22 protein-coding genes are annotated in these 23,231 nt (G+C 44.5%); 17 read left to right on the top strand and 5 right to left on the bottom strand.

The window, feature by feature from the left end; translation table 11 throughout:
- The first annotated feature begins 164 nt into the window (after positions 1-164).
- Together OM416_RS07680 and OM416_RS07675 are read left to right on the top strand one after the other, a co-directional pair.
- Positions 165-410, top strand: coding sequence for a hypothetical protein (locus OM416_RS07680; RefSeq protein ID WP_264928195.1), 246 nt, complete (start codon positions 165-167; stop codon positions 408-410).
- 163 nt (positions 411-573) lie between these two features.
- Positions 574-1,935, top strand: a complete 1,362-nt coding sequence (locus OM416_RS07675; RefSeq protein WP_264928194.1) for an amino acid permease — start codon at positions 574-576, stop codon at positions 1,933-1,935.
- A gap of 46 nt (positions 1,936-1,981) precedes the next feature.
- On the opposite strand, the gene OM416_RS07670 is transcribed toward OM416_RS07675, so the two are convergent.
- The 3 genes from OM416_RS07670 to OM416_RS07660 form a co-directional block, all read right to left on the bottom strand.
- On the bottom strand, positions 1,982-2,830 hold the full coding sequence (locus OM416_RS07670) for an alpha/beta hydrolase (RefSeq protein ID WP_264928193.1): 849 nt from the start codon (positions 2,828-2,830) through the stop codon (positions 1,982-1,984).
- Between the two features lie 56 nt (positions 2,831-2,886).
- Complete coding sequence (locus OM416_RS07665; RefSeq protein ID WP_264928192.1) at positions 2,887-3,333, bottom strand: MarR family winged helix-turn-helix transcriptional regulator; 447 nt, start codon at positions 3,331-3,333, stop codon at positions 2,887-2,889.
- A gap of 141 nt (positions 3,334-3,474) precedes the next feature.
- Positions 3,475-4,539 (bottom strand): ABC transporter substrate-binding protein, encoded by a 1,065-nt coding sequence (locus tag OM416_RS07660; RefSeq protein ID WP_264928191.1) that lies wholly within the window; start codon positions 4,537-4,539, stop codon positions 3,475-3,477.
- 133 nt (positions 4,540-4,672) lie between these two features.
- Here OM416_RS07660 and OM416_RS07655 point away from each other — a divergent pair, with 133 nt between their 5' ends.
- Together OM416_RS07655 and OM416_RS07650 are read left to right on the top strand one after the other, a co-directional pair.
- Positions 4,673-5,782, top strand: a complete 1,110-nt coding sequence (locus OM416_RS07655) for a FecCD family ABC transporter permease (RefSeq protein WP_264928190.1) — start codon at positions 4,673-4,675, stop codon at positions 5,780-5,782.
- Between the two features lie 2 nt (positions 5,783-5,784).
- Complete coding sequence (locus tag OM416_RS07650) at positions 5,785-6,552, top strand: ABC transporter ATP-binding protein (protein WP_264928189.1); 768 nt, start codon at positions 5,785-5,787, stop codon at positions 6,550-6,552.
- A 143-nt stretch (positions 6,553-6,695) separates the two neighbouring features.
- On the opposite strand, the gene OM416_RS07645 is transcribed toward OM416_RS07650, so the two are convergent.
- On the bottom strand, positions 6,696-7,328 hold the full coding sequence (locus OM416_RS07645) for a DUF421 domain-containing protein (protein ID WP_264928188.1): 633 nt from the start codon (positions 7,326-7,328) through the stop codon (positions 6,696-6,698).
- A gap of 206 nt (positions 7,329-7,534) precedes the next feature.
- Between OM416_RS07645 and OM416_RS07640 the strand changes: the two genes are divergently transcribed.
- The 4 genes from OM416_RS07640 to OM416_RS07625 all read left to right on the top strand — a co-directional run bounded on the left by OM416_RS07640 (position 7,535) and on the right by OM416_RS07625 (position 11,171).
- Positions 7,535-8,023 carry a HEAT repeat domain-containing protein gene (locus tag OM416_RS07640; RefSeq protein ID WP_264928187.1) on the top strand — a complete coding sequence of 163 codons (489 nt, stop codon included), beginning with the start codon at positions 7,535-7,537 and terminating at the stop codon, positions 8,021-8,023.
- 126 nt (positions 8,024-8,149) lie between these two features.
- Entirely contained in the window at positions 8,150-8,803 is a 654-nt protein-coding gene (rnhA, locus tag OM416_RS07635) for a ribonuclease H (RefSeq protein WP_264928186.1), read from the top strand.
- A gap of 210 nt (positions 8,804-9,013) precedes the next feature.
- Positions 9,014-9,883, top strand: coding sequence for an alpha/beta fold hydrolase (locus OM416_RS07630; RefSeq protein ID WP_264928185.1), 870 nt, complete (start codon positions 9,014-9,016; stop codon positions 9,881-9,883).
- Between the two features lie 298 nt (positions 9,884-10,181).
- Complete coding sequence (locus OM416_RS07625) at positions 10,182-11,171, top strand: serine/threonine protein kinase (RefSeq protein WP_264928184.1); 990 nt, start codon at positions 10,182-10,184, stop codon at positions 11,169-11,171.
- Positions 11,172-11,344: 173 nt separating this feature from the next.
- Here OM416_RS07625 and OM416_RS07620 read toward each other — a convergent pair whose 3' ends face one another.
- Positions 11,345-13,327 (bottom strand): vWA domain-containing protein, encoded by a 1,983-nt coding sequence (locus OM416_RS07620; protein ID WP_264928183.1) that lies wholly within the window; start codon positions 13,325-13,327, stop codon positions 11,345-11,347.
- A gap of 649 nt (positions 13,328-13,976) precedes the next feature.
- On the opposite strand from OM416_RS07620, the gene OM416_RS07615 reads away from it, so the two are divergent.
- The 9 genes from OM416_RS07615 to OM416_RS07575 all read left to right on the top strand — a co-directional run bounded on the left by OM416_RS07615 (position 13,977) and on the right by OM416_RS07575 (position 23,228).
- A complete protein-coding gene (locus tag OM416_RS07615; protein WP_062835607.1) occupies positions 13,977-16,145 on the top strand; it encodes a hypothetical protein in 2,169 nt (722 codons plus the stop codon).
- A 184-nt stretch (positions 16,146-16,329) separates the two neighbouring features.
- Positions 16,330-16,755, top strand: coding sequence for a membrane-associated protease 1 (locus OM416_RS07610; protein ID WP_264928182.1), 426 nt, complete (start codon positions 16,330-16,332; stop codon positions 16,753-16,755).
- Between the two features lie 126 nt (positions 16,756-16,881).
- On the top strand, positions 16,882-17,304 hold the full coding sequence (locus tag OM416_RS07605) for a J domain-containing protein (RefSeq protein ID WP_264928181.1): 423 nt from the start codon (positions 16,882-16,884) through the stop codon (positions 17,302-17,304).
- A gap of 69 nt (positions 17,305-17,373) precedes the next feature.
- Positions 17,374-17,898 (top strand): FHA domain-containing protein, encoded by a 525-nt coding sequence (locus tag OM416_RS07600; RefSeq protein WP_264928180.1) that lies wholly within the window; start codon positions 17,374-17,376, stop codon positions 17,896-17,898.
- Between the two features lie 43 nt (positions 17,899-17,941).
- Positions 17,942-18,475 (top strand): FHA domain-containing protein, encoded by a 534-nt coding sequence (locus OM416_RS07595; protein WP_062835604.1) that lies wholly within the window; start codon positions 17,942-17,944, stop codon positions 18,473-18,475.
- Entirely contained in the window at positions 18,460-19,341 is an 882-nt protein-coding gene (locus tag OM416_RS07590) for a PP2C family protein-serine/threonine phosphatase (RefSeq protein ID WP_264928179.1), read from the top strand. The genes OM416_RS07595 and OM416_RS07590 overlap by 16 nt, the downstream gene beginning before the upstream one ends.
- A gap of 40 nt (positions 19,342-19,381) precedes the next feature.
- On the top strand, positions 19,382-21,226 hold the full coding sequence (locus OM416_RS07585) for a SpoIIE family protein phosphatase (protein ID WP_264928178.1): 1,845 nt from the start codon (positions 19,382-19,384) through the stop codon (positions 21,224-21,226).
- Positions 21,223-22,542 (top strand): normocyte-binding protein, encoded by a 1,320-nt coding sequence (locus OM416_RS07580; RefSeq protein WP_264928177.1) that lies wholly within the window; start codon positions 21,223-21,225, stop codon positions 22,540-22,542. The genes OM416_RS07585 and OM416_RS07580 overlap by 4 nt, the downstream gene beginning before the upstream one ends.
- Positions 22,539-23,228, top strand: a complete 690-nt coding sequence (locus OM416_RS07575) for an iron-dependent peroxidase (protein ID WP_264928176.1) — start codon at positions 22,539-22,541, stop codon at positions 23,226-23,228. The genes OM416_RS07580 and OM416_RS07575 overlap by 4 nt, the downstream gene beginning before the upstream one ends.
- Positions 23,229-23,231 lie beyond the last annotated feature (3 nt).

Here is a 23,231-nt window from a genome sequence, read left to right as displayed (position 1 = left end):
CCAGAGGGCGCCTTAATCGGGAGCCCTTTTTACTGTGAAGATGCTTGAAATTGGAGCTGAATATTATTAAACAGCTTAATTTATAACCTAAATAAAGGGATTTACCTCTCTACTGAAGAATATGTTGTAAACTGACCAATTTAATATGCAAGGAGTAAGTCATAATGAAGCAGCTTATTCAGAAGACTCCACTGTGGTTTTTGTTAATCTGGATCGTAGGATTTATGATGATCGTGTTCAACTCGTTTCAATCGTCTTCCAGTGTTATCAACTTTATTGCGTTATTCATGATTAATGTTGCTAATGCGATTCGAATTTGGAAAAATGAACGTTCATTAGCGATTACCTTTTTAGTCGTTGCCGCTCTATGCTTGATTTATATTTTAATATATTTCATCAGGTATGTATGATAAACGTGTACATAAACAGAGGTCACCTTTTACAAAGGCGGCCTATTTGCTGTGCAAAAAAATATATAAAAGAGGGATATGTATTCTGGGCAAATTATTATATGATGATTAATATTATTTTTCATCGTAGAGAGCATTTGCAGAAAGAGAGTGGTGGTTTACCATGCAGGAAGAAACGTTAACAAGGGGATTAAAAAACAGGCATGTGCAGCTGATGGCGATTGGTGGTGCAATAGGTACGGGGCTGTTTCTCGGAGCAGGCAAAACGATCCAACTAACAGGGCCATCCATCTTGCTGGCCTATATCATTACGGGGGTTGTGTTGTTCCTGATCATGCGTGCATTGGGGGAGCTGCTCTTAAGCAACTTGCAGTATCATTCCTTTGTCGATTTCGTGCGTGATTACCTGGGAAATATGGCGGCATTTATTACAGGGTGGACCTACTGGTTCTGTTGGATCTCCATTGCCATGGCCGACATTACCGCCGTGGGATTGTATACGCAGTTTTGGTTTCCGAATGTACCTCAGTGGATGCCAGGGTTAATTGCGTTAGTCATTTTGCTAATCATGAACTTGGCGACAGTCAAGCTGTTTGGTGAAATGGAATTCTGGTTTGCTCTAATTAAAGTCGTGGCCATTCTGGCACTTATTGTTGTTGGTTTATATATGATATTCAAAGGATTTACCACGGATCAAGGTCCAGCAAGTTTCACCAATCTGTGGAGTCATGGGGGATGGTTCCCGAATGGACTGCATGGATTCATCATATCGTTCCAGATGGTGGTGTTCGCCTTTGTAGGCATGGAATTGGTGGGACTGACAGCGGGGGAGACGGAGAACCCGGAGAAAGTTATTCCGAGAGCGATTAACCAGATTCCGATTCGGGTCTTACTCTTCTATGTTGGCGCATTGCTGATTATTATGAGCATCTACCCGTGGAACGCTATAGTGCCTACGGAAAGTCCGTTTGTACAGGTATTTGCAGCTGTAGGTATTGCGGCCGCCGCTGGCATTGTGAATTTCGTGGTACTGACGTCCGCAGCGTCAGCGTGTAACAGTGCCATTTTCAGTACAAGCCGTATGATATTCTCCATGGCAAAAGATCACAACGCACCTGAGTCATTTGCACGACTGAATAAAAGGAAAGTTCCTTCCAACGCACTGTTTTTCTCCACGATTGTTATATTAATCGCGATTGTGTTGAACTATGTGATGCCAGAGGGCGTATTCACGCTGATCACGAGCGTGTCGACTGTGTGCTTCATCTTTGTCTGGGGCATCATGGTCATCTGTCATCTCAGATATCGTCGTACTCAGCCGGAACTGGCGAGCCGTAGTCGCTTCAAGCTGCCACTATATCCGTTATCGAACTACTTAATTCTGACGTTTTTGGTATTTGTGCTGGTAGTGTTGGCGTTGGCTGAGGACACGCGAGTAGCGCTATTTGTCACTCCGGTTTGGTTTATACTGGTTGCTGGAATCTACCTCCTTAAAAAGAGAAACCTGAGCGCTAACAGACAGTAGGTCTTACTTTTGTTGCAGAAAAAAGCCGCCCAATGATATTGGGCGGTTATTTGTATTTACATTCTTGCTGTCTGTGTAACCATTTAAGAATGATATCGACAGCTTCCATGTACCGTTGGCCTACTAGTAAACCCGTATGGGTCGTATCCCACAGTCCGGCATATTCAGCATGCAGCTGCTTGGCAGTTAATTTGCCTCTCTGATCTTCGTCTTCACAGGAAACAGCCTTGATCACCAAGCTGGGGTAATTGATCAGGTCGCCATTAATGGATACACCGCCATCTGCTCCAAACATCACGGAAAATGTGCTAAATGCCTTCGAAGACTCCATCTGAAGATATTTACGTTGAAAAGCAATGTCATCTGCCGTCTCATCTATACTGGTCAGCTCATCACGGACAGGTGCAGGAATGATGATCCCAGGTGTGATTTGATTGCTTTGCGGGTAGGGGATTAGCTCATGAACTTCCTTGCTCAGACTGGCGTCGATTACAATCAGGCCTGCAAGAGTAACGGTTTCTGCAATCTTTTGACTGAGAATGCCACCCATGCTAAAGCCAATAAGAACGGGAGGTTCGTTGATCCCGGCTAACACTTCACGAATATCCTCCAAATAATCGTCAAACGTAATCTTGGTCATGTCCATGACCCGACTCTTGTAGTGACTTCTCAGGTTCATGACATAACAGGTCCAACCATGCTGGACAAAGTGGGGGATGTATTTGCACCACATCCAACTACCTGTGTATGCACCGTGAACAAATAGAAGAGGTGGCTTCTTCGTTGTTACTTCGGCGTCATGAACTGGGGTTCCTTCGAATATTTCCAAGTGTAAATCATGTTCTCCGATCTTCGTTACCTCATGTTCAGGTAACAATCGAGTGTAGTCCGTCATATCAAAAACCTCCTTTGAACTATTAGTTTGATATCAAACTATTTATCCAAAAAAAATTAGAAGTTGCTATGAATTTTCATTAAAATTCGCAGCAGTTCTTTTTTCTCTGCCTCCGTAACGTCCGCATAAAACATGTCCAGCATGCGCTGCGATATCTCTTCGAAGACAGGCTTTAGTTCTTCTCCTTTTGCAGTCAAAGCCACATGAACAACTCGTGAATCTGTCGTATCACGCTCCTTGAGCACATATCCTGTCCGCACCAATTTGTCCACAAGTGCAGTCACTGTGGATTTATCCTTGCCAATTTTTTTGGCGATTTCAGCCATGGTCATCCTCTGATTGTTGTACAGGGCATAGATAATATCCCCATGGGACGTAGCGAGATCTTGGATTCCCTGCTTAGCCATCTCGGCTAGGATAAAGCGGTTGACCTTCTCTTTAATTTTGGATATGAGTGAAATAGCGTCTCTTGTTTTCATACGTGTAATATAGTTTGTTATCAAACTAATGTCAAGCTTTGCTCCATAATTTATTGCATGCGCAGTATAGCAAAAGAGCAGTGAGAATTTCTTCTCCTGCTCTTTTGCTTTTACTTCATTTTAATACTTCGCTGCAATACTACATTACAAGCCAACACCCGGCGATTACTTGATTGGATTGGCACTCATTTCCTGTCCCATTTTCTCAATACCATCCAGAATTTGATATCCATAACCCCAGAACTGGCTGAAATCTGTCACATAGATTTGTTTGTTCTTGATCGCGTTCATGCTTTGCAGGGCAGGGTTGGCATACAGGTTCTCAATCAGCTTATCGATATCCGGTGAACCGGCATAAGCGGACAAGAGCAGGTAGTCCGGATTCGCTGTAATCAGCTGCTCTACACTAACTTCACCTTGCACACCATCAAACGTATTTTTCAGCTTCAACAGGCCGAGTGCATCAAGTTGAAACGTATCGTTTTGCATGCTGCTTACGGTAATCGTGTCTTCCGTGGCAGGTACGATATAGGCAAAACTGTGCTCAGGCTGATCAGCTACACTTGCTTTGATCGCTTCAGCACGTGATTTCAGGCTTTCCGTGAATGTTACGGCATTTTCCTGGACGTCGAAGATCTGACCGAGTTGTGCGATATCGCTATACAGGCTGTCAAGCGTACCTTTGTGATTGGTTGTTTGCAGGAATGTACGGATGTTCATATCATTTAATCCATCCACGGTACCCACGCCCCAGTCTGCATCTGCGAACAAGTCGCCCCGTCCGAGTACCAGATCCGGGCTTGCGCCCACAACTAGCTCTTTACCGACATAATCCTTGGACAATACCGGAATTTGGGCGAAATCATCAGCCACATCCGGTGTAACCGAACCGTATAGAGCAGCAACACCGACCATTTTATCGGTCAGACCTAATTTGATGAGCATCTCAGCCGCAGATTGGGTATTCGCAACAACACGTTCAGGTGCTTTATCGAATACTTGCACTTTGGGTTTCCACTCGCCGCCCTCACCCGAGATTGTGAAGTTCTCAATGGTGAGCGGGTATGTCGTTTTATTAGTATTCTCAGCAGAAGCTGAAGTTTCTGTCGTGTTAGTTGTTGAAGTTGTTTCTTCGGCAGGGGAAGAAGTTGATGCATTTGAACAGGCTGCAAGCAGCAGTAACAGGAGACTTAGAGCAGCGAAGCCAATAGTTCTGGATGTGAATTTCATTAAAAGATGAACCCCTTTTCTATGTGTTTTAAATTGACAAAGATAATCATTCTCAATTATAATCCGAGAAAACACTTTGTAAATAGCTAAAATTAATTTGTTCTACATTTTACGCGAATTGATGGGGGAAGAGATGGCACAGACGGTTCAGGTTCAGACACAGCGCAAGGGGAAAAGAGAGTCTTTGATTCATAGTAAATCCGGATTTGCCTTACTGATTGCAGCTTTAATCATTATTACGCTTATTTCCGTAGGAATCGCGGTTTCCATTGGACAGGTTCGTATTCCGCTGGCGGAGTCCTATCGAATTCTTGTATACAAATTAACGGGATTTCAGTGGGGGGCAACACCAATTGAGGCAGGCTCCTTCACCGATATCATTTGGCAGATTCGTTTCCCGCGTGTGCTGATGGCGATGTTTATCGGCGCAGGCTTGGCCTTGTGCGGTGCTGTTATGCAGGCTGCTGTGCAGAATCCACTGGCTGATCCTTACATACTGGGTATATCCTCAGGCGCTTCACTTGGAGCGACTTTTGCGATTCTCATTGGCTTTGGTGCGATTGGCTGGCTGGGTCAGACGGGGGTGGCTTTCTGGGCATTTGCCGGAGCGATGGGGGCTTCTTTACTGGTCCTGACTTTGGCAGGGATTCGGGGTAAAATGACGTCGGTCAAGCTGGTGCTTGCTGGAATGGTCATTAATGCGCTATGTAGCGCTTTCTCCAATTTTATTATCTATTTTGCCAACAATGCCGAAGGCATCAAAACAGTGACGTTTTGGACCATGGGTAGCCTCGCGGCTTCCGGATGGAACAAACTTCCGCTGGTGGGTATCGTCGTGCTGGTGGCTATTCTATTCTTCCTGTTGCAGTCGAGAGTTCTCAATACGATGTTACTGGGGGACGAGGCGGCCGTTACGCTGGGTATTAATCTGAGTGTGTACCGCAGGCTGTACATGCTGTTAACCGCTTTGGTGACAGGCGTCATGGTGGCGAGCTGTGGCATGATTGGTTTTGTCGGACTGATTATTCCGCATATTGTGAGAGGTCTAGTGGGTTCTGACCATCGTAAAGTGATGCCTGTATCCGTGCTGTTTGGATCCATTTTCCTCATCTGGACAGACGTGATCGCACGATCCCTCATATCCAGCGTGGAGTTGCCAATCGGTATTATTACAGCCATGATTGGTGCGCCAATGTTTATGTATATGCTGGTCAAAAAAGGCTACGGTTTTGGAGGGAATTAAACATGAAACTGAACGTAGAAAATGTATCCATCTCTGTGCTGAACACGGACATCATCAAGGATATTTCATTACAGGTGAACGGCAAACAGTTCGTTGGATTGATCGGACCAAATGGTTGTGGCAAATCAACGTTGCTCAAGAGCATCTATAAAGTGATCAAACCGCAGCAAGGCAAGGTTTTTCTGGATCATACAGATATCCTCAAATCCAGCCCGAAGATCGTTTCCAGACATATGGGCGTTGTCGGCCAATTTAATGAGCTCAGCTTTGATTTTACGGTGCGTGAGATGGTCATGATGGGTCGTACTCCACATAAAAAAATGCTGGAAACGGATAATGAGCGGGATCACGAAATCGTGGAGCAGGCTCTGGAAAAAGTACATCTGACTGGACATGCTGATCGTAATTACGTCTCTCTGTCCGGTGGAGAGAAACAGCGTGTGGTCTTGGCACGTGTCCTGGCACAGCAACCTGAATTTCTGATTCTGGACGAGCCGACGAACCATCTGGACATCAAATACCAGCTACAAATTCTGAATATTGTCCGTGGACTCGGCATTGGCATATTGGCAGCGTTGCATGATCTCGAACTCGCCGCAGAATATTGCGATTATCTCTATGTGGTGAAAAAGGGCCAGATTGTGGTCCATGGGAAACCGACTGATATTCTGACTCGCGAGATGATTGGCGAGGTATTCGATGTAGACTGTGAAATCTATAAAAATCCGGTTACGGGCGGCTTGGGTATTGCTTACCTGAGTACACGTTGATTAAGACTATATCTCCGCTTGGATTGATTTGGTGAATATTAGGAATAATTAATTGAAGTAAAAATAGACCGAACCTGTTGGAGCGATGTTATTAGGTGCTCGCAGGGCCGGTCTTTAATTTTTTTGGAGAGGTTAAAGAGCATCTATTGAAGCTTAGGGTCGACGGGCTGAGCATGAGCACCTATGCTGACTTCTTGGAAAATATCTGTGGAGTTATCGCTAGGCGTGGAAGACTTGTTGCTGTCCTGTTGTGGGGGTTGTTCTCCCGTTGCAGGAATATTATCTGTAATTGTATAGCTACGCAGTATTTCTTCCAGGTCTCCGATCGTCACGGGACGAGCATGTCGTTTTAGCACATACCCGAGTTGACCATTGGGCTCTACGGTTGCCGTCTCCAGATCGTCTACACTTGTAATTCCGTTCTGTCGCATGTGCATTTCAAGTTGATCCATCGTATATCGCATACGTTTCAGATTCGGAATAATGACTTTCCCGTCCTCTACCACCATTTTGGAACTACCACTCATCATACGTTCAAAAACATTAAATTTCAATTGCAGTTGTTCTACCAAAAGCAATGTCAGAATGAATACTGATGCCGATCCAATCGCTTTGCCAAGCTCATGATTCGCGATGGGCTGTACAATCGTTGTTCCGATGGAGATCATGATGACCGTTGTGGCGACACTCATCTGCGAGATTGACTTGCGTCCTGCAATCCGCAGCAGAATCATGCCGATAAGTACAAGTAAAACGGATTTCCATATCCAGTCCATTGGTGTTGTTCCTTTCTATGTCCACTATGCTCTGTGCTTAGGCTGTTCTGGAGTTGGAGGAATTATGCAATTGAAAGGAAGAAAGGGGAGTAAGTGAAATAGTCCCATAATAAAGGGACTATTATCCTACATCCTAAAATAAGGAAATTACCGATGTTATTTAAGTAGTCCTTTTTTATAACAAAAGAGGAGTGATATTACGTACGATGTATACGAACATAATACAAGAAATGCTTTCCCAAAGAGATATGGAAGGTGCTATCCAACAAGTAGCAAGTATTGGTGAGAAGAGGGATATATCTCAATTAACTTTTCTGATTGAAATTTTAAAATCTACAGAAAACAATGTATTACGAAATGAAATTGCCATCGCTTTATCTGACATTGGAGACAATCGAGCAGTCGAGCCATTATTGGAAGTCATAACAGACCCCAAGACTTTGGGCAGCAGAGGCACATTGTTATATGCTCTTGAACACCTGGATTACATACTACATATAGAGAACATCATCCCATTTATCGGTGATTCCAGTCTGGAAGTGAGTGCGCAGTCATTCATGTTATTGGAGCAAGCGATGGATAGGCTAACAAATTCACAAATACTTAGGTATCAACACATCATTGAGTTACAAATGCAAAACAATCAAAGTAAGCTTTTGGAAGTAGCTTTAGAAATGTTGAGGACTTGGAGGTGATCCTCCAAACATAGGAGAGTTTTCATAACCTTCTTTTCTTTAAAAGGATGAACGACTGCTTTCATTCGGACCTCCCAATCGTTTACAATAGGGTATTGAATGCAGCAAATGAAGGAGCGGGTCACATTGGCGAAACAGAAATACTATGTTGTCTGGGAAGGTAAGAAGCCTGGCGTATATAACACATGGGCGGATTGCAAAGCGCAGACGGATCATTATACCGGAGCAAAATATAAATCGTACGAATCCAAATCGGCTGCAGAAGAAGCGTATCGTGCCGGATGGAAAGGGAACTGGGGTTCAAGTGCAGGCGGAGCATCGAAGACAAAGTCAGCCAGTAGCGGAAGAAGCGCAGGTATGGAAACGTCGGAGGAAGTGGATTACGACAGCATCTCTGTTGATGTGGGTACACGCGGGAACCCCGGACCAGTAGAGTACAAAGGGGTAGACACCCGCACAGGTGAGATTATTTTCTCCGTCGGACCGATCTCCAAAGGCACGAACAATCTGGGCGAATTTTTGGCTATTGTACATGCTCTCGCACATTTGAAGAAAGAAGGCAGTACCAAAACGGTGTATACCGACTCGGTCAATGCCATGAAATGGCTGAAGCAGAAAAAAGTAGCCACGACGTTAGCGCGGGACAACTCCACGGAAGAGATCTGGCTGATGATTGACCGTGCGGAGCAGTGGCTTCAGACGAATACGTACAGCAATAAAGTGCTAAAATGGCAGACCAAACAGTGGGGCGAAATCAAGGCAGATTACGGCCGGAAGTAAGCATTTTTCTTTTAGATGCCTCCTTCATTTCTTGTCTATTAGAATCGATATTTACAATTTCCAGTTTCCGCTCTATAATCATCTGAATATGATTAGTTAAACATATGGAGGAGCCTGTCATCTGCAGGCCCTCTTTATCTTTTTGGTCCATTGATTAGCAAGTCCATTCACTAGAATGGGTTATTTGAGTATATTTTGCAGGAGGCAGACATGAGTTCCATTTACAGAAGTGAAGAAGGCAAGAGTAGCATTCTCGAAGAGTATGAGATTTATTTGAATGAGTTGGGTGAGGGATTTACACGGGAGTATGTGGAGACACGTTTTGGGAAGACGCATGTTTTATTAACAGGTCCTCAAGATGGCAAGCCGTTATTTATTCTTCAGGGCGGTAATTGTGTGAATCCGATGACGTTGTCATGGTTCTCTTCCTTGTTTAAAGAATACCGTATTATTGCTCCTGATACGATTGGTCATCCCGGCTATAGTGAGGAAGCCAGCATCTCGACACGGTTTGATAGTTTGGCATTATGGGTGTCGGATCTGCTGGATCACTATGATATCGAAAAGAGTGCATTTATCGGTCCATCGTTTGGAGGAGGCATTATCCTCAGATTGGCCACCTATATTCCGGAACGCATTTCGTGCTCCGTGTTGGTTGCTCCTGCGGGTCTCGCTGTCAATTCCAAAATCAAAACAGCTCAGGATATCACGCTACCGCTCGTCAAGTACCGCATGACGTCTTCACCATCTTCTTTGCAAAAAATTACGGACACCATGTCGTGCAACTGCATGAAAGAAATGGACAAAAACATTATCGGCAAACTTTTTAAATACGTCAGCATAGATCAGGATCTGCCCAAGCTCACGGAGCGGGAAGAACTGGTGAACTATACGTCACCAACCTTGTTGTTGGTGGGGGAGAAGGATGTATTTTTCCCAGCGGATAAGTGTATTGAACGGGCTCAAAAAATTATTCCGAATGTTCAAGCCATCAAGTATGATACAGGACATTTTCCTTCACAGGATGTATTGGTTCAAATGAACAAGGAAATAGGGCAGTTTTTACAGAAAAATTATTAAAAAAAGCGGATAGAGCTGGACGTAGAAGTGTTTTTCCAGTTTAATAAAGTTATTGGTTTCATCTGTCGATACTCTATATAAGAGAACTCTTTTCTTCTATATAATAGTGTGAATAGGGATTAGAAGTAGATCGTAGAAAGCTTGATTTCATTAATATTTAAATATTTCGCGTAGGGGTGTTTCGTATTGCATCATTTGGTTTATATAGATGGTTGGCGATGAATCGCTTACTGGCTGGACCAAATGATGCATTTACGCGGAAAGTCTTCCGATCGACAAGGTTGAAAAGAGGTCTGTTATGAGAAAAGACAATTGCAAAATGGCATTGCAACGCAATGTGATTATAAATGATACATATCAGGTGAGACAGGTATTGGCCAGCAGTGAGTTGGCTATTGTATATGCAGGGCGAGATCGTAACACAGGTGCCAAGGTAGCCATTAAGGAATTCTTCCCACTGCGACTGGCTGAACGTCAGGCAGACAAGCGGGGAGTCTACTGTTCTTCGCGGGGATATAGTGGGCAATATCAGGAGTTGCTAGCAGCATTTCTGCTCGAAGGTGAACTGTTATCGACACTGGATCATCCTCATATTGTTTCGTATTTGGATCATTTTGAAGCGAATGATACGGGGTATCTGGTTATGGAATACTGCACAGGGATTACGTTGACCGAGTATCTGAATGAACACAATCATGCGCTTGATGCTGCATTCATAACGGAGACGCTGCTTCCACTGGTGGATACATTGGATTATATACATAAGCAAGGCATTCTTCACCGGGATGTGAAACCTTCCAACATTATGGTCATGGAGGACGGTACACCCAAGCTTCTGGACTTTGGCTCAGCTACCCGTTGGCCTATGCAATCCGGAGAAAAACAGGCGATATTTACATCGGCTGGCTATTCTCCGCTGGAGTTTTATTCGGAAAAATCCAGTCAGGGACCTATGTCGGACATCTATAGCCTTGCAGCTCTGCTCCATTATTGGACATGCGGTCAGCCGCCTATGGACGTGAAGCAACGGTTGTTCCAGGATGAACTGCCATCTGTTCGTTCACATAATGAATATGTGAATCCTTGGCTTGCACGTGTTATTCATTGGGGGCTGTCGGTGCGTTCTGAGAAACGCTGTGCTTCTCTGGCTTGGGTCAGAAGCTCGCTCCGAGTTCAAGCCTGGGTGTGGAAAGTGCGTAAACCTGGAACGGTGGAATGGTCTTTGGCTGAAAATGAACATACGCAGGTCTATGAAGTGGAGCCGAAAAAGCAACATGAGACGGCGTAAGCAGGCGTGACCTGTGTTCATAGAGTAGAAGCACTTAATGAGAGCATAGCATTTATATGTATGAACAACATAAACAAGCCAGTTCGTCCCCTTGAAGGGTATGAACTGGCTTGTTTTCTTTTATATTTTCAGAGAGAACATGCATCAGCGTGCTTCATTTCCACTTACGTAGTTTACTGTGGATCTCTCTTTTGTCCTACATAGATATTGGTACTTGGTTTGATGGCTTTGTAACGAATTTCGATCTCCGTAACACCATCCTCAAACGTAATATACAACTTTTCATTATACTCCATAGCTTCCGTGTGTCGGCGCTTCACTGGCGTTCGGCCTCGGACAACCGTACAATTCGTATCGTGGCGTACCAATAACGTTTCTTTCTTACCAGCTTCCAGCCAGATTCGTCCCGCTTCTGGTACTTTGACCCCGATGTCCATGCGATCAAACAGTTCACTGAGACTTACTTTTCGGCGTTCCAATGAGGTTAAAGGCCAATTGGTCACTGGTATATCCTCGCCGTTCGCTGTAGCTAGAAAGTATCCTTCCAGTCTTCCGCGAAATACGGGTTTTGGCTTCAATACGAACCAATACAGTGCGAAAATAGCACCAGCAAGCAGCAGGCCCAATCCTGTATAGAGCAGTACCTTTTCACGTAAAGAATGAATTTGCAACGAAATGTCTGTAGTTATACTTGCTCCCTCAGAATCCGTTGCTGTCACCTTGATCGTTGAACTTCCAGTGTGAAGAGAAGACCATCGCAACAGGTTACCTTCAATGACGGCATCCCCGAGTTTGCGCTCACTTCCACCGTCTGCAAGGACATACGTTAATGGATCATTATTGGCATCCTTAAAGTAGTTGTTCAGGTCGACATCTGTATTGCTGTCATCTTTGGATAACACCATGGATTCACCGGTGGCTACGGGTGCTTGATTCGTAATGTCTACTTCAACCGGAGTAATTTCCCGATAAAAGTCTGGACCGTCGATCCGCAGTCCCCATGTGTACAGATCCGACATGGGAAAAGTATATTTTCCCGTAAATCCGCTACCTGTATTGGTTAAAGGGATACGTTCTGTTTTTCCATCAGATGGAGTTACAATGAGTTCCGCTTCCAGTCCCTTGTACACATCCAAGTCCTTAATGGGTTTAGGGTCCACAGCCTGATCGTAGAGTGATGCCTCAAATGTGATGCTCTTCCCCTTGACTGGCTGCTCCGTTGCCATATTTGCGACCGCAGAGACGTTGTAGTTCCCTAATAGGTTAATCTTCACCAGATCACCGCTACGGCCTTTGAATTTCAGTTTGAACTGTCCTTTGACCGGACGAATGATCTTCATCAGAGCATATTTATCAGAACGAATGAAGCTGACGTTGCTCGACTGATAATAGAGCTGAGCTTCGGAGACAGCATGATCAGAGAGCATGATAATGTTGGCATCCGCCATGCTGGAGTTAGGAATATCCACGGTTACTTCCTGCATTGCTCCTGTTGCAGTTACAGCCGCTACAGATACAAGAACGGATTGAATCTGATCTGCAAAAATACGATTGAAGATTTCAGGCAGATCGTCCGCACTGCCGGTGATAAAGGAAGAACCACCCGTTTCTTTGGCGATACGCTCCAATTCTGCCGGGTTAACGGTACCGTCGCGGTTTAGTCCCACAGTATAGATGGGATAACCAGCTTGTTGTGCCATCTCAATAACTTTGTCCACATCTTTGGAGGAGTCAGCAGGTGTTCTGCTCGTTGATCCTCGCAAATCCGTTTCTCCGTCAGAGAGCAAAATCATAAATGGTTTACGTTTGTCCGTCTGCGATTGTTCGAGCAGGCTAGCCCCTCGGCGTAAGCCAAGTCCGAGATCTGTATATCCTGAACGTTTTAAGCCATCCACACGGCTACGAAGATTATTGCGAGCACCAGAGGATGAAATATCCATCAGTGGTACGGATGAAGTGATCTTATCATTATAAGCTACAAACCCTAATCGGGTCTTAGGTCCACTACTCATATCCATAAACATATGTATAACTTCTTCGGCAATGCGATCTTTGTCGGTCTCATTCATAGAGTAGCTAACATCCAGGACAAACATGGCATCGAGGCCTTCATACGTCTGGGTCTTGACAGATGATTCAGCGTATATGCTCCTCATGTCCCATGCTGGAATTAAAAAGCTGATGAACAAGAGAGTTAAAATTGTTTTTTTGAATTTTATTAATATCATATGATGCTTTGAATCTCCTTTCTGTTTTGGGTACTGCAATTGTTTTTTTGATATCAAGCTAATTTTTGTTGAAAAAATTTTGTTTCTACACGATAAAACCCCGTTATGCGTAGTTTTGATAAGTGAAGAATATTGCAACACCGCATACGATAAGGTGCTTTCCTCTTGATTAGGGGGAAAACTCCACTAGTTTTAAATCATTGAACATCATCCAGATTATAGGATATTCTTTATCATCGGCATGATTCGAAGGGAAGTGAAGCGAAAATCGGAAATTAGTTCTATAGGTATATCGAAGTCACATAAATGAGCTTTTAGACCTATAAAGGGGAATATTGACAAAACATATCGCTGATGATTAAGATGAATTCCATAAATCTCCAAAGCAAACGGCATAATCTGGTACATAAGTTCCAGTCGTATGTTGACAGCTCGTTCTATTGGACTTGTGATTGCCTGAGAGAATGATTCTCTTAGATCATGACTAAAGGCTGATAGTGTGTGCGGAGTGTCAAAAATTGATGGAGGGGGGGAAGCATTCGCCCGAATGAACCATCATTTGGGGGATGTTGCCTGAATGGATATTATTAATCAAACGAACCGAACGATGCTTTTCGAAGAGATCAATCCGGAGAAAATGGATTTGATTACGATTGTCGGTGACGTAAAAGGGATCGACAGTTTGAATGATGACAAGATCAAGGAGATCAACGAACACTTGCTTGTACGAAACTTCGATGAGTTTTTGGACAAGTTTTCTCCCAGTGTGTATTCCTTTTTCAATGCAGTAAATCAGAAAGTCATGTATACGCTCAAAAAGCCGGAAGGGATTCCGGATGAAGCAATCTCTGAGATCAAAATTGATCATAGCAATGACTTCCTGAGAATGCTCTTTACCCTGATCGATACCAAACGTAGTCAGGGGATTACGAATGTAGATTTCAAGTTTGAAAATTTGCTGGATATGATTTCACCGAAAAAGGTTATGGATGACATTCGGCAGGTACGGAAAGAAATTCATTACATGTACGGCCAGCATGAGAAGCTGGATGATGGGGACCCGAAGAAGTTGGATATCGGGGATAAACTTAATGTCATGTTTGAAGATGCCAGCCGGAACTATAACAATGTTATGGCAATGCTGCCACTGGCCATCGAAGATATCAAAACCCGCTTGTTGCTGGGCCGTGCTCAAGAAGAAACTTCTTCCGAAGCAATTCAGGTAGGACAACTCACGATTGGTGAGAGCGGAGAATTGAAAATTATCGAAGCTCCAAAGAGTGATAACAACGAGTTGATGCTCCTGGATGAGTCGACAAGCACAGATTTGACTCAGGTGTTTGCCGAAGATTATGATTCACTCTCTGAGGCACCTTCACCGTATGTACAGGATCTGGTCGTTCGTACATTCTGCCCACTGCCCGCGGTTCAGACGGATGTGGATACGGCAGTTGAAGTACAGAATTACAATACATACCTGGAATTTTACAAGAACGCCAAGGATGACTTTGTGAAAACCGTAAAACCGCTGGTAGAGAAAATTTTGGGTGTCAAAATGTTCTTTGATCAATATGCGACCAAAAACAAAGGTATGCTACCTTCCATGCTGATTGCCAATGCCAAGCTGGATATGCTTGTCAAGAGCAGTAACATTCCGCGGCTGGAGACCTATCTCAACACAGTCAATGCGAAGAATGATTTTACCGACACCATTTGGTTCGGTATTGTTCCTTCCGTTGAACTGGAGAATACGGGACAAGTTCAAGTCAGTCGTGCCCGTTTCCGTGGTAATGAGAAAGTGGTTAAACAAGACGGAAACAGTATGGAATCCTTGTCTATGCTTCTGCAAGTCGTTAAAGACTACAAAGTACAAGTATTCTTCAGCTTTGAATCTGGAGAAGAGACAACATTCAGCAGCATGGCTACCGCAGGCATCGATAAATATATTGATAAATGCGCGGTATTAACTCGCAAGGACTACAGCGAATTCGCCATTCCAAGTGCTCCGAATTTCACCATCATTCCGAAAGAGAAATCGGGTGTCGTGATCGACAGTCGTATGCTCCAGACGGAGAATGGTGTGGAGCTTTCCAAGGAGAAAGAAGACATTCTGAAGCTGTGGATTGAAGGTGTGTATGTCGGTGCGTCTTATGTATCTGCCGGAATTGTGGCTGCATATCAGTGCCCTGAGTACCTACGAGGCGCATTCAAAACCGTGAACCGGGATTATCCAGGTGTGCGTTTTGATATTGAAGCAGGCGATAACAGTCTGCGTGTAGTGACTACGATGACCAAAGAAATCTCCGGATTTACGAACACTATCAAGGATTCGATTAACCGGAAAAACTTTGGATTTATTTTCTCATCGGAAAATGCCCAAATCCAGGATAGTGATATCAAGCGGATCACGGTATACAAAGCGAGAAGCATGGCGATGTCCGAAGATGGCTTTGATTCCTTGTATAAAACACTCGTAAGTACTTACATTGAGCGCTTGCTCCGTTTCCAGACGGGTGATTTCAAGCATGAAAATATCGTCAAATTCTTCAGCAACAATCCGAGCAGTCAGAAGAGCCGGTGGCTGGGAACCCGAGGGTCGATCAATTCGATCATTCAGGAAGGTGACGACATGAGCTTTATCATCGATGAGAAGAGCAATATGTGCCACATTGACCTGGTATTCAACGGCAACGTGAAGAATCTGGAGGTCATGATTACCAAAGGCACCAGCGCGATGAAAGTGTAAGAGGCTGGAGTAATTACAAGTTTTGAATTTTGAATATAATTCTTTAAACAACGAATTATAGACATTTATTTTGGTGTTAGAGGCAGCCTTTATTGGCTGACCTTATACATATATTCCGGTACCTCTCCCCAGATGGAGAGCATGCCGGGCACATTGTTTTCTAATCTTAAGGAGGTTTTTATTAATGGGTTTTGTATTGAAAGTAGAAGGCGCAGAAACAATCGAATTGGGAATGGATAATATCCAAACCGTAGTGTATGACACAGATACGCCAGATGATTCCAACGCTAGATCCACAGATGTAGGTGCAACACTTCGCATCAGTGGCAAAATTATTACAGCAACAGACGGTGACAATGCAGATGACACGATGAAACTTGCTCTGTGGTCCCTTGTTCCAGCTGAAAAAGCAGATTGCTACCGTAAAGTAACCCTGGAAGTGGTTGCAGCGGATCAAGTGGTACGCAAAATTTACTTGCCTAACGCGTTCGTTGTGGATTACACAGAGCGTTTCGGAGATACCGAAGGCGTGGGTGAATTCAGCCTGTTCATCAAACAGAAAAAAGACAAAACTGAATTCACTAAAATCGAAGGCGGCTTCCCGGTATAAAAGGGGGCAACTAATGTTCCGGGTCAGTTATGACTGGCCCAGAATAACGCTGTCATGTTAAGGGGCCCTGGTGCCCCTTAATCTTTATTTACGCCCGAATACGGCAGGGAGGCAGGAACGAATACCATGAAAGATTATTATGCCGTGCTTGGTGTGGAACGTGAAGCTTCTCCGGAGCAGATCAAGAAGGCTTATCGTCAATTGGCGAAGAAATTTCACCCGGATGTTAATGGGGGAGATCCGCAGGCAGAAGTGCGTTTCAAACAAGTACATGAGGCCTACAGCACACTCGGAAATCCCGAGTTAAGGGCAGCATACAATCAACAACCTCGATCTACAGGGAATCCAGAAGGGGTAAAAGGAGCAACATCCAGTACGAATACCGAGAAGGTATGGTCTGATCCATCACGAATGCAGGAACAGTTTGAACAATTTTTTGGCTATAGCCCCAAAGGCAAGGAAAGCTCAAACAGTGGCAAAGCCGATCCCAATAAAGGAATGGATATGTCCGCCATGTTTGACCGATATTTCGGAGTTCGAAAAAAGTAAGCCGGTGGCCTGTAATGGATCGTGCCGGTTCAGGCGGAGGTTATGGAAGTGAGACGAGGAAGGTCGGTAATGACGATAGGGCTTGACGCATGCGTCGCCATGATTTCGTTAGCCGTGCTGTATTACATATTCATCATTAACCGGGACATGAGTGCCCAATGGATAACTGGAATTATTGTAGTCCTCTCCGGGGGAGCATACCTATTTTTTAAATACATACCTGCCACCAAGGGGGAAAAGAAGAAGTTGTCTTCACGTGTTGTGAAACTCGTGCTGTTGGACGACGACGGTACAAGTGTGAAGGAATGGTACATTCAGGGTGAGACGAGTGTATTGATCGGAAAAAGTTCGAAGAACAGTGAGGCGGACATTGATCTGTCCGATACTCCATATGCCTCCCTCATCAGTCCGCAACATGCTGTGCTGAACAAAGCCTCGGGCCAATGGTTTATCGAGGATATTGACTCGGCTAGCGGCGTAGGTGTTCGTAAGGGAAATCAAAGCAGATCATCCAAATTGGAAATCGAAGAACCCAGCCTGATTGAGGCAGGGGACTTAATTTATATTGCCAATACCCGAATTTTGGTGAAATAACGTTGGCGTACCATTATACAAGCTTACGGGGGAATGAAAAGAAATGAGTCTGACAAGATGTGGAAACGGACATATGTTCAGTACGAGACGGCACGGAAACACGTGTCCATATTGCAATCTGGCCGTCGAGTCACCGGCCTCCGGCAATAGTGAAGCAGCGGGAGCAGTCCCACGCGCGCCTCGCACAGCAGAGGATGACAGAACGATGCCATACCTGGGAGAAACGACAGGAATTGAACCGGTAACGGGATGGATGGTGTGCATCGAAGGTCCGCAGATGGGCCAGGATTATCGAATTATGGCTGAAAAGAACTTTATTGGACGTTCGGAAGAGATGCATGTTCGAATCCTTGGGGATAACACGATTTCAAGGCGTAATCATGCGGTGATTGTGTATGATCCCAAAAAACGGAATTTCTATCTGCTGCCCGGCGATGCTTCTGGCCTTGCTTATCACAACAATGAAGCGGTCTATTCTCCGGTGGAACTGGCTGCGTACGACGTCATTCAATTGGGACGGAGTAAATTCATTTTCATCCCATTATGTGGTGTGCATTTTGAATGGGAGCAACAGTGAATACCTTTATGATCTTGTGGCACGACAAGGAGCTAACGCCTTATTGGGTTCTGGCAGCAGGCTGTTTGTCGATCTGGTTGTTGTTATTCGTCCGAAGCCGGATTCCGGTAAGGCAACGTGACGATAGGCCAGTAGGTGTTCAGATCGGGAATGGACAGACCATTGGTGCTCGCAGTGAGCAGGATGATTATTTTGCCTGTGCCGTGGAGCCATATGGTGTACTTGCGGTACTTGCCGATGGAATTAGCGGTTTATCTGGTGGGAAAGTAGCCAGTACAACTGCTGTAGAAACATTTATCCGTGAGTTTGAAGAGTTGGAGCGGTTTCCTGATCCGGGAGAGTTTTGGGATGCTTCTTCCCATGCGGCAAACCAGGCGATTCTTCGCAATTTACTTGGCGTTCCTGGAGGAACGACGCTGGTATCAGCCATGATCAAGGGCAGGGAGCTGTATTGGGGAGCAGTAGGGGACAGCATTTTGGCCGTGTTTCGCAAAGGTGAGCTACTTGCTATCAATCATAAACATACACTGGAAACTCAACTCGAAGAACAGTATATGTCTGGAGAGATATCGGAGCAGGAGGCGTTGGATAATCCGCAGCGCAAAAGGCTGGTCAACTATTTGGGGTACGACCATTTTAAACAAATGGAAATCGCGGACGAGCCGTTTGCACTGCAGCCGGCGGACAAGATTGTGTTATGCAGTGACGGGGTATACAACTCCCTTACTGAGATGGAACTGGAAACTATACTGGCGAAAGACATGTCGCCATTTGATGCAGCCCAGACCATCATTGATTTGATTGAAGAAAAACAGCTCGTGCATCAGGATAATGCCACGATTATCATTTTGGAGCAAGGATGGTAACGGATCAGGCAACGCACAGGGAAGGGAAATGGGGAGACGGATGAGGAAGGAGAACAGTGAATTCAAGACGGCTTTTGTCTCGGAAGCGGGATCTTTCCTGAAAAATCGGGATTTCTACGGCTGCGTTGAGCTGGAAGATTGGGCCTGTTATGTCATTGCAGATGGCCTGGATACGGATACGGAAGTGAATAGCGCACAGATCACAGTGCAGACCATTCTGGAATCCTTTTTGGAAAAGCCAACCATGTCCAAACGCAGACTAACAGAATATATCAAGATTGCACATGAATGGCTTCAGTATGAAAGTCGCCGAGTCAGGCTCAAAGCGGGATTCGTCATTGTTGTGACAGACTATACACGTATGGTGTGGGCATCTGCCGGACACAGCCGGTTGTATCATTTTCGTGGAAATCGACTTGCATTAAAAAGCAAGGATCACAGCGTTGCTGCTCAGCTGGCAGCCGAAGGCCAGATTGCAGAGGATCGTGTGGATCAGCATGATGAACGCGGTAATCTGAATGAATATGCGGGCAAACCTGGCATGATCAAGCCGTATGTATCGGATAAGATCAAGCTGGCCGATGGCGATGTTCTTGTGCTTTGCACCCCTGGATTATGGGAAGGTGTTCAGGATGCCGAGATGATCGATGCGGTTGAAGGTGCCAATGACCCGCAGACGCTGGCGGATACGCTTGAAGAAGTGATGCTTAGCAAGCAGCGTGCCCGTATCGAGAATTATAGTGCGGCAGCCATATATGTGAACAAGATTTTTCATGAAGAGCCCAAGAACCGTAAGAAATGGATTAAGCGGATTGCCATCATGCTGGTTATGCTCCTGATTTTTGGTGGAGCCGGCATATTCTACGCGGTGAAAAGTGCAGCGAAAAAAGCTGAATTGGCCGTAGATATGCTGCAATATGAACAGACCGCAGACCAGTACGTCAAGGAACAAGAGTATGCCAAGGCAGTCTCGGACTACAGTCTGGCGCGCAATAATTCCATCAAAATCAAGGACCCTATACATAAAAAGCTGTTGACTGCGAAAATGGCTGCTGCTCAGACGCTGGTTGATGGGGAAGCTCACCTGAAAGAAGGCGACATTACCAAAGCAACCGCGAGTTACAACAAAGCATTAGAATTGTCTGAATCCTATAGCATGTTCAACCGGGAAGTTATTCAGGAGCGCCTGGAGCAGATGACGACTTTCCAGCAAGTGCAAGACTGGATCACCGAGGGCGATCTGAAACTCCAGAACGGAGATTACAGTGGAGCGATCATTTTGTATAAAAGGGCCAGAACAGCCGCGACGGAGACAGCTTACAAGGATGCGCTGAAGGAAATTGCTACGCAACTGGAGACGGCCGAGACCAAACGTGCAGATATCAAACGGCAATCCCGGCAGCTTCAAGCAGATACGCTGGAACAGAAGGGTGACCGCTTCAATGAAGCTGGAGACTATAGTGGAGCCATGGATGCCTATGCTTCGGCACAGGAAATTTATCAGGAGATCGATATGTTGGAACGCGTGCTGGCCATGGAGCGGAAAATAAACAAGTTGGATGAAAAATTGAACCCACCTGTACCGGCGGCTGATCTTACGCAGAATACGGCAGGATTAGATACAGCAAATACATCGGGTATGACCTCAGATATGACCGGGAGTACGGGAAGTATGAGCGCAGGCAATACAGTGGGGAATGGTGCTTCCACTGGTAATGTCACCTCAGCTGGAAGTGGCAGTGTGGATACTTCTGGCTCAGGTGCTTCTGCTGGAAAAACGACAAGTAATGCCAGCAGTAATTCAGCCTCCAAGGCTGACGGAAGCACCGACACCACGGAGACTGACGTGAACGAACAGGAGTCATCGGAAGGAGGAGATTCATGATGAAAGACATGATTCGTGACCGTCTTAACAAGATGGAGGATCTCGAACAACGCCGCATGCTCAAAGATCTCATGACAGGCGTTTTTCTTAATCTTGTGGAGTATCAGGAGACGCTGAACAAGCAAATTGAGCAACGTGTTTTTGATGAGGTGGAGCATCTTGAAGATAAATTTGATTTCTATACGTCTCTGATCAATCGTGATGATTACGATCCAATTCACGAGTTTTTAAGTCCGGTTATTGCTTCCGATTTGGACAATCAAATATTGGATGTGAGTGGTGTTGTGCAGGTTGTCCGTGATGGAGGGGAGCTTTCACTGTTTACATTGTTTCTTGAACTGGAGACTGAACAAATCAGACGTTTACTCGAAAGTGATCGGACATTTAAGGGGATATTGACCACGAATGCAGGAACATATCCTTTAACCTTTCGTCTAAAATCAAATCTTACATACCTTAAAGAAATAGAGAAGTTGTATCACGCATTCATGCTGAATGGAGTGAGTTGGAGAACTATTAACTTCCCTTATATCTTCAAATTCGTGGATTGTGTTCTTGTTGGAGGGGAAGGGGAACCAGCGGTTCATGAGGAAATCAAAGAAATATCCATTTCATTGGAAGAGTATGATGCCTATAAACGCTCTGACATTATTCCGTTATGGAATCTGGAGTCCATAACTCAACGTAATACAGGGTTTCCTATGCCCGCAATTGATCGGGTCAATTACGAACACACGCTTTCTTTACGTAAAGAAGGGACAGAACATGGCTATTTGGTGGATGGAACTCAAGGAGATATACGCTACATTCAACGAACCGAAGATAAATTAATTATAGTAACACCCCGAGATGCATCGGGAGATTGGAATATGTTGAAAATTACAAACCCCTCTACTACAAATTTGAGCCATTTTCCATATCCCGTATGTTCCAATCATAGACAGGAGACATTTGTAACCCGTTTTGCAGAGGGACAAAGTCGGGGCATTCGATCGAAGGCAGAAATAACACGTATCCTTAATTCTTTGGAAGCATTGAAAGGTTTTGAACTAGTTGATATTAAAGTCGAAGATCCGTTAGAGGGTAAGGTGAAGATAGTGACGAAAGAGAAATCTGTCACCTATCCACTGAATACATTCGTGAGCGACAGTATACGTACGAAGCATGGGAAACCTGTCATGAACTTAAGTATTAGGGTTGATAAGGGAATTCAGTCTTCCATTCCGGAATTTTTACATACTGATGTATTGAGTTTCCTTGTGGCTGAAGTCCAGAGATACTTGCCAGAATATTGTTGTGAGGGAACATGCCTATGAACTACATCTGGGATATCATGCTACAGGCACAAGCCAATAATATAGACCAAGGTAGCATCAAATATATTCCTGCTACCACCTATTCTCCCTATATGGAATTGAGTCTGGAGAATCTGAATGTAACAGAGATCGAACAAACGGTTGAAGTGAATCCCTATTATCGTTTTTATTCCATATTTAAAGAACTCTTTCTGCCAGATAATGAAGAAGTATATGAACTTAGGGAAAATCTATTCGATATTATGGTTCATTTTCTGGGAGAAATGGATCTCTATCAAGGGATGAACAAACGTGAGTTCTATATTCGTTTTCTCAGCAGAGACATCAAAAATGGAGCCTATGGTGAACAAGTAGCCAATTCATTTCATTCTTTAGATAGGGAAGAACGGGATGTTATATGTGAAAAACTATTAATGGTTTATGAGACAGGTGAAACAATTCATTTTATGAAGCAAACGATGAACAGGATCTTTAAGAGATCAATCATTTATGCCAATTGTGAAGAAAAAAATGAACTTCTTATTTATATGGGACAGGAAGAAACAACTTTCGCTCGTTCCAAAGTAGATCTCATTATGAATTTATTCTTACCACTTCATTTCAGTATTGAGTTCTATTGGAAGCATCATTTTGGAATTATGGAAGAAGAAACAACCATGCGAATTGAGGCAATCGCACTGTATTAAATG

Origin of the sequence: Paenibacillus sp. LS1, assembly GCF_026013365.1 — a bacterium.
Lineage (GTDB): Bacteria > Bacillota > Bacilli > Paenibacillales > Paenibacillaceae > Paenibacillus.
The sequence above is the reverse complement of the archived record's forward strand: the minus strand, read 5'-3'. Positions and strand labels throughout refer to the sequence as shown.

What these genes read in the sequence shown, in the direction of transcription:
- OM416_RS07580 (WP_264928177.1), top strand. Translation starts at nt 21,223, where the DNA reads ATGATGAAAGACATGATTCGTGACCGTCTTAACAAGATGGAGGATCTC.
- OM416_RS07620 (WP_264928183.1), bottom strand. Translation starts at nt 13,327, where the DNA reads ATGAGGAGCATATACGCTGAATCATCTGTCAAGACCCAGACGTATGAA.
- OM416_RS07650 (WP_264928189.1), top strand. Translation starts at nt 5,785, where the DNA reads ATGAAACTGAACGTAGAAAATGTATCCATCTCTGTGCTGAACACGGAC.
- OM416_RS07595 (WP_062835604.1), top strand. Translation starts at nt 17,942, where the DNA reads ATGAGTCTGACAAGATGTGGAAACGGACATATGTTCAGTACGAGACGG.
- OM416_RS07600 (WP_264928180.1), top strand. Translation starts at nt 17,374, where the DNA reads ATGACGATAGGGCTTGACGCATGCGTCGCCATGATTTCGTTAGCCGTG.
- OM416_RS07575 (WP_264928176.1), top strand. Translation starts at nt 22,539, where the DNA reads ATGAACTACATCTGGGATATCATGCTACAGGCACAAGCCAATAATATA.
- OM416_RS07675 (WP_264928194.1), top strand. Translation starts at nt 574, where the DNA reads ATGCAGGAAGAAACGTTAACAAGGGGATTAAAAAACAGGCATGTGCAG.
- OM416_RS07670 (WP_264928193.1), bottom strand. Translation starts at nt 2,830, where the DNA reads ATGACGGACTACACTCGATTGTTACCTGAACATGAGGTAACGAAGATC.
- OM416_RS07615 (WP_062835607.1), top strand. Translation starts at nt 13,977, where the DNA reads ATGGATATTATTAATCAAACGAACCGAACGATGCTTTTCGAAGAGATC.
- OM416_RS07590 (WP_264928179.1), top strand. Translation starts at nt 18,460, where the DNA reads ATGGGAGCAACAGTGAATACCTTTATGATCTTGTGGCACGACAAGGAG.
- OM416_RS07605 (WP_264928181.1), top strand. Translation starts at nt 16,882, where the DNA reads ATGAAAGATTATTATGCCGTGCTTGGTGTGGAACGTGAAGCTTCTCCG.
- OM416_RS07640 (WP_264928187.1), top strand. Translation starts at nt 7,535, where the DNA reads ATGTATACGAACATAATACAAGAAATGCTTTCCCAAAGAGATATGGAA.
- OM416_RS07655 (WP_264928190.1), top strand. Translation starts at nt 4,673, where the DNA reads ATGGCACAGACGGTTCAGGTTCAGACACAGCGCAAGGGGAAAAGAGAG.
- OM416_RS07660 (WP_264928191.1), bottom strand. Translation starts at nt 4,539, where the DNA reads ATGAAATTCACATCCAGAACTATTGGCTTCGCTGCTCTAAGTCTCCTG.
- OM416_RS07680 (WP_264928195.1), top strand. Translation starts at nt 165, where the DNA reads ATGAAGCAGCTTATTCAGAAGACTCCACTGTGGTTTTTGTTAATCTGG.
- OM416_RS07610 (WP_264928182.1), top strand. Translation starts at nt 16,330, where the DNA reads ATGGGTTTTGTATTGAAAGTAGAAGGCGCAGAAACAATCGAATTGGGA.
- OM416_RS07645 (WP_264928188.1), bottom strand. Translation starts at nt 7,328, where the DNA reads ATGGACTGGATATGGAAATCCGTTTTACTTGTACTTATCGGCATGATT.
- OM416_RS07585 (WP_264928178.1), top strand. Translation starts at nt 19,382, where the DNA reads ATGAGGAAGGAGAACAGTGAATTCAAGACGGCTTTTGTCTCGGAAGCG.
- OM416_RS07625 (WP_264928184.1), top strand. Translation starts at nt 10,182, where the DNA reads ATGAGAAAAGACAATTGCAAAATGGCATTGCAACGCAATGTGATTATA.
- OM416_RS07630 (WP_264928185.1), top strand. Translation starts at nt 9,014, where the DNA reads ATGAGTTCCATTTACAGAAGTGAAGAAGGCAAGAGTAGCATTCTCGAA.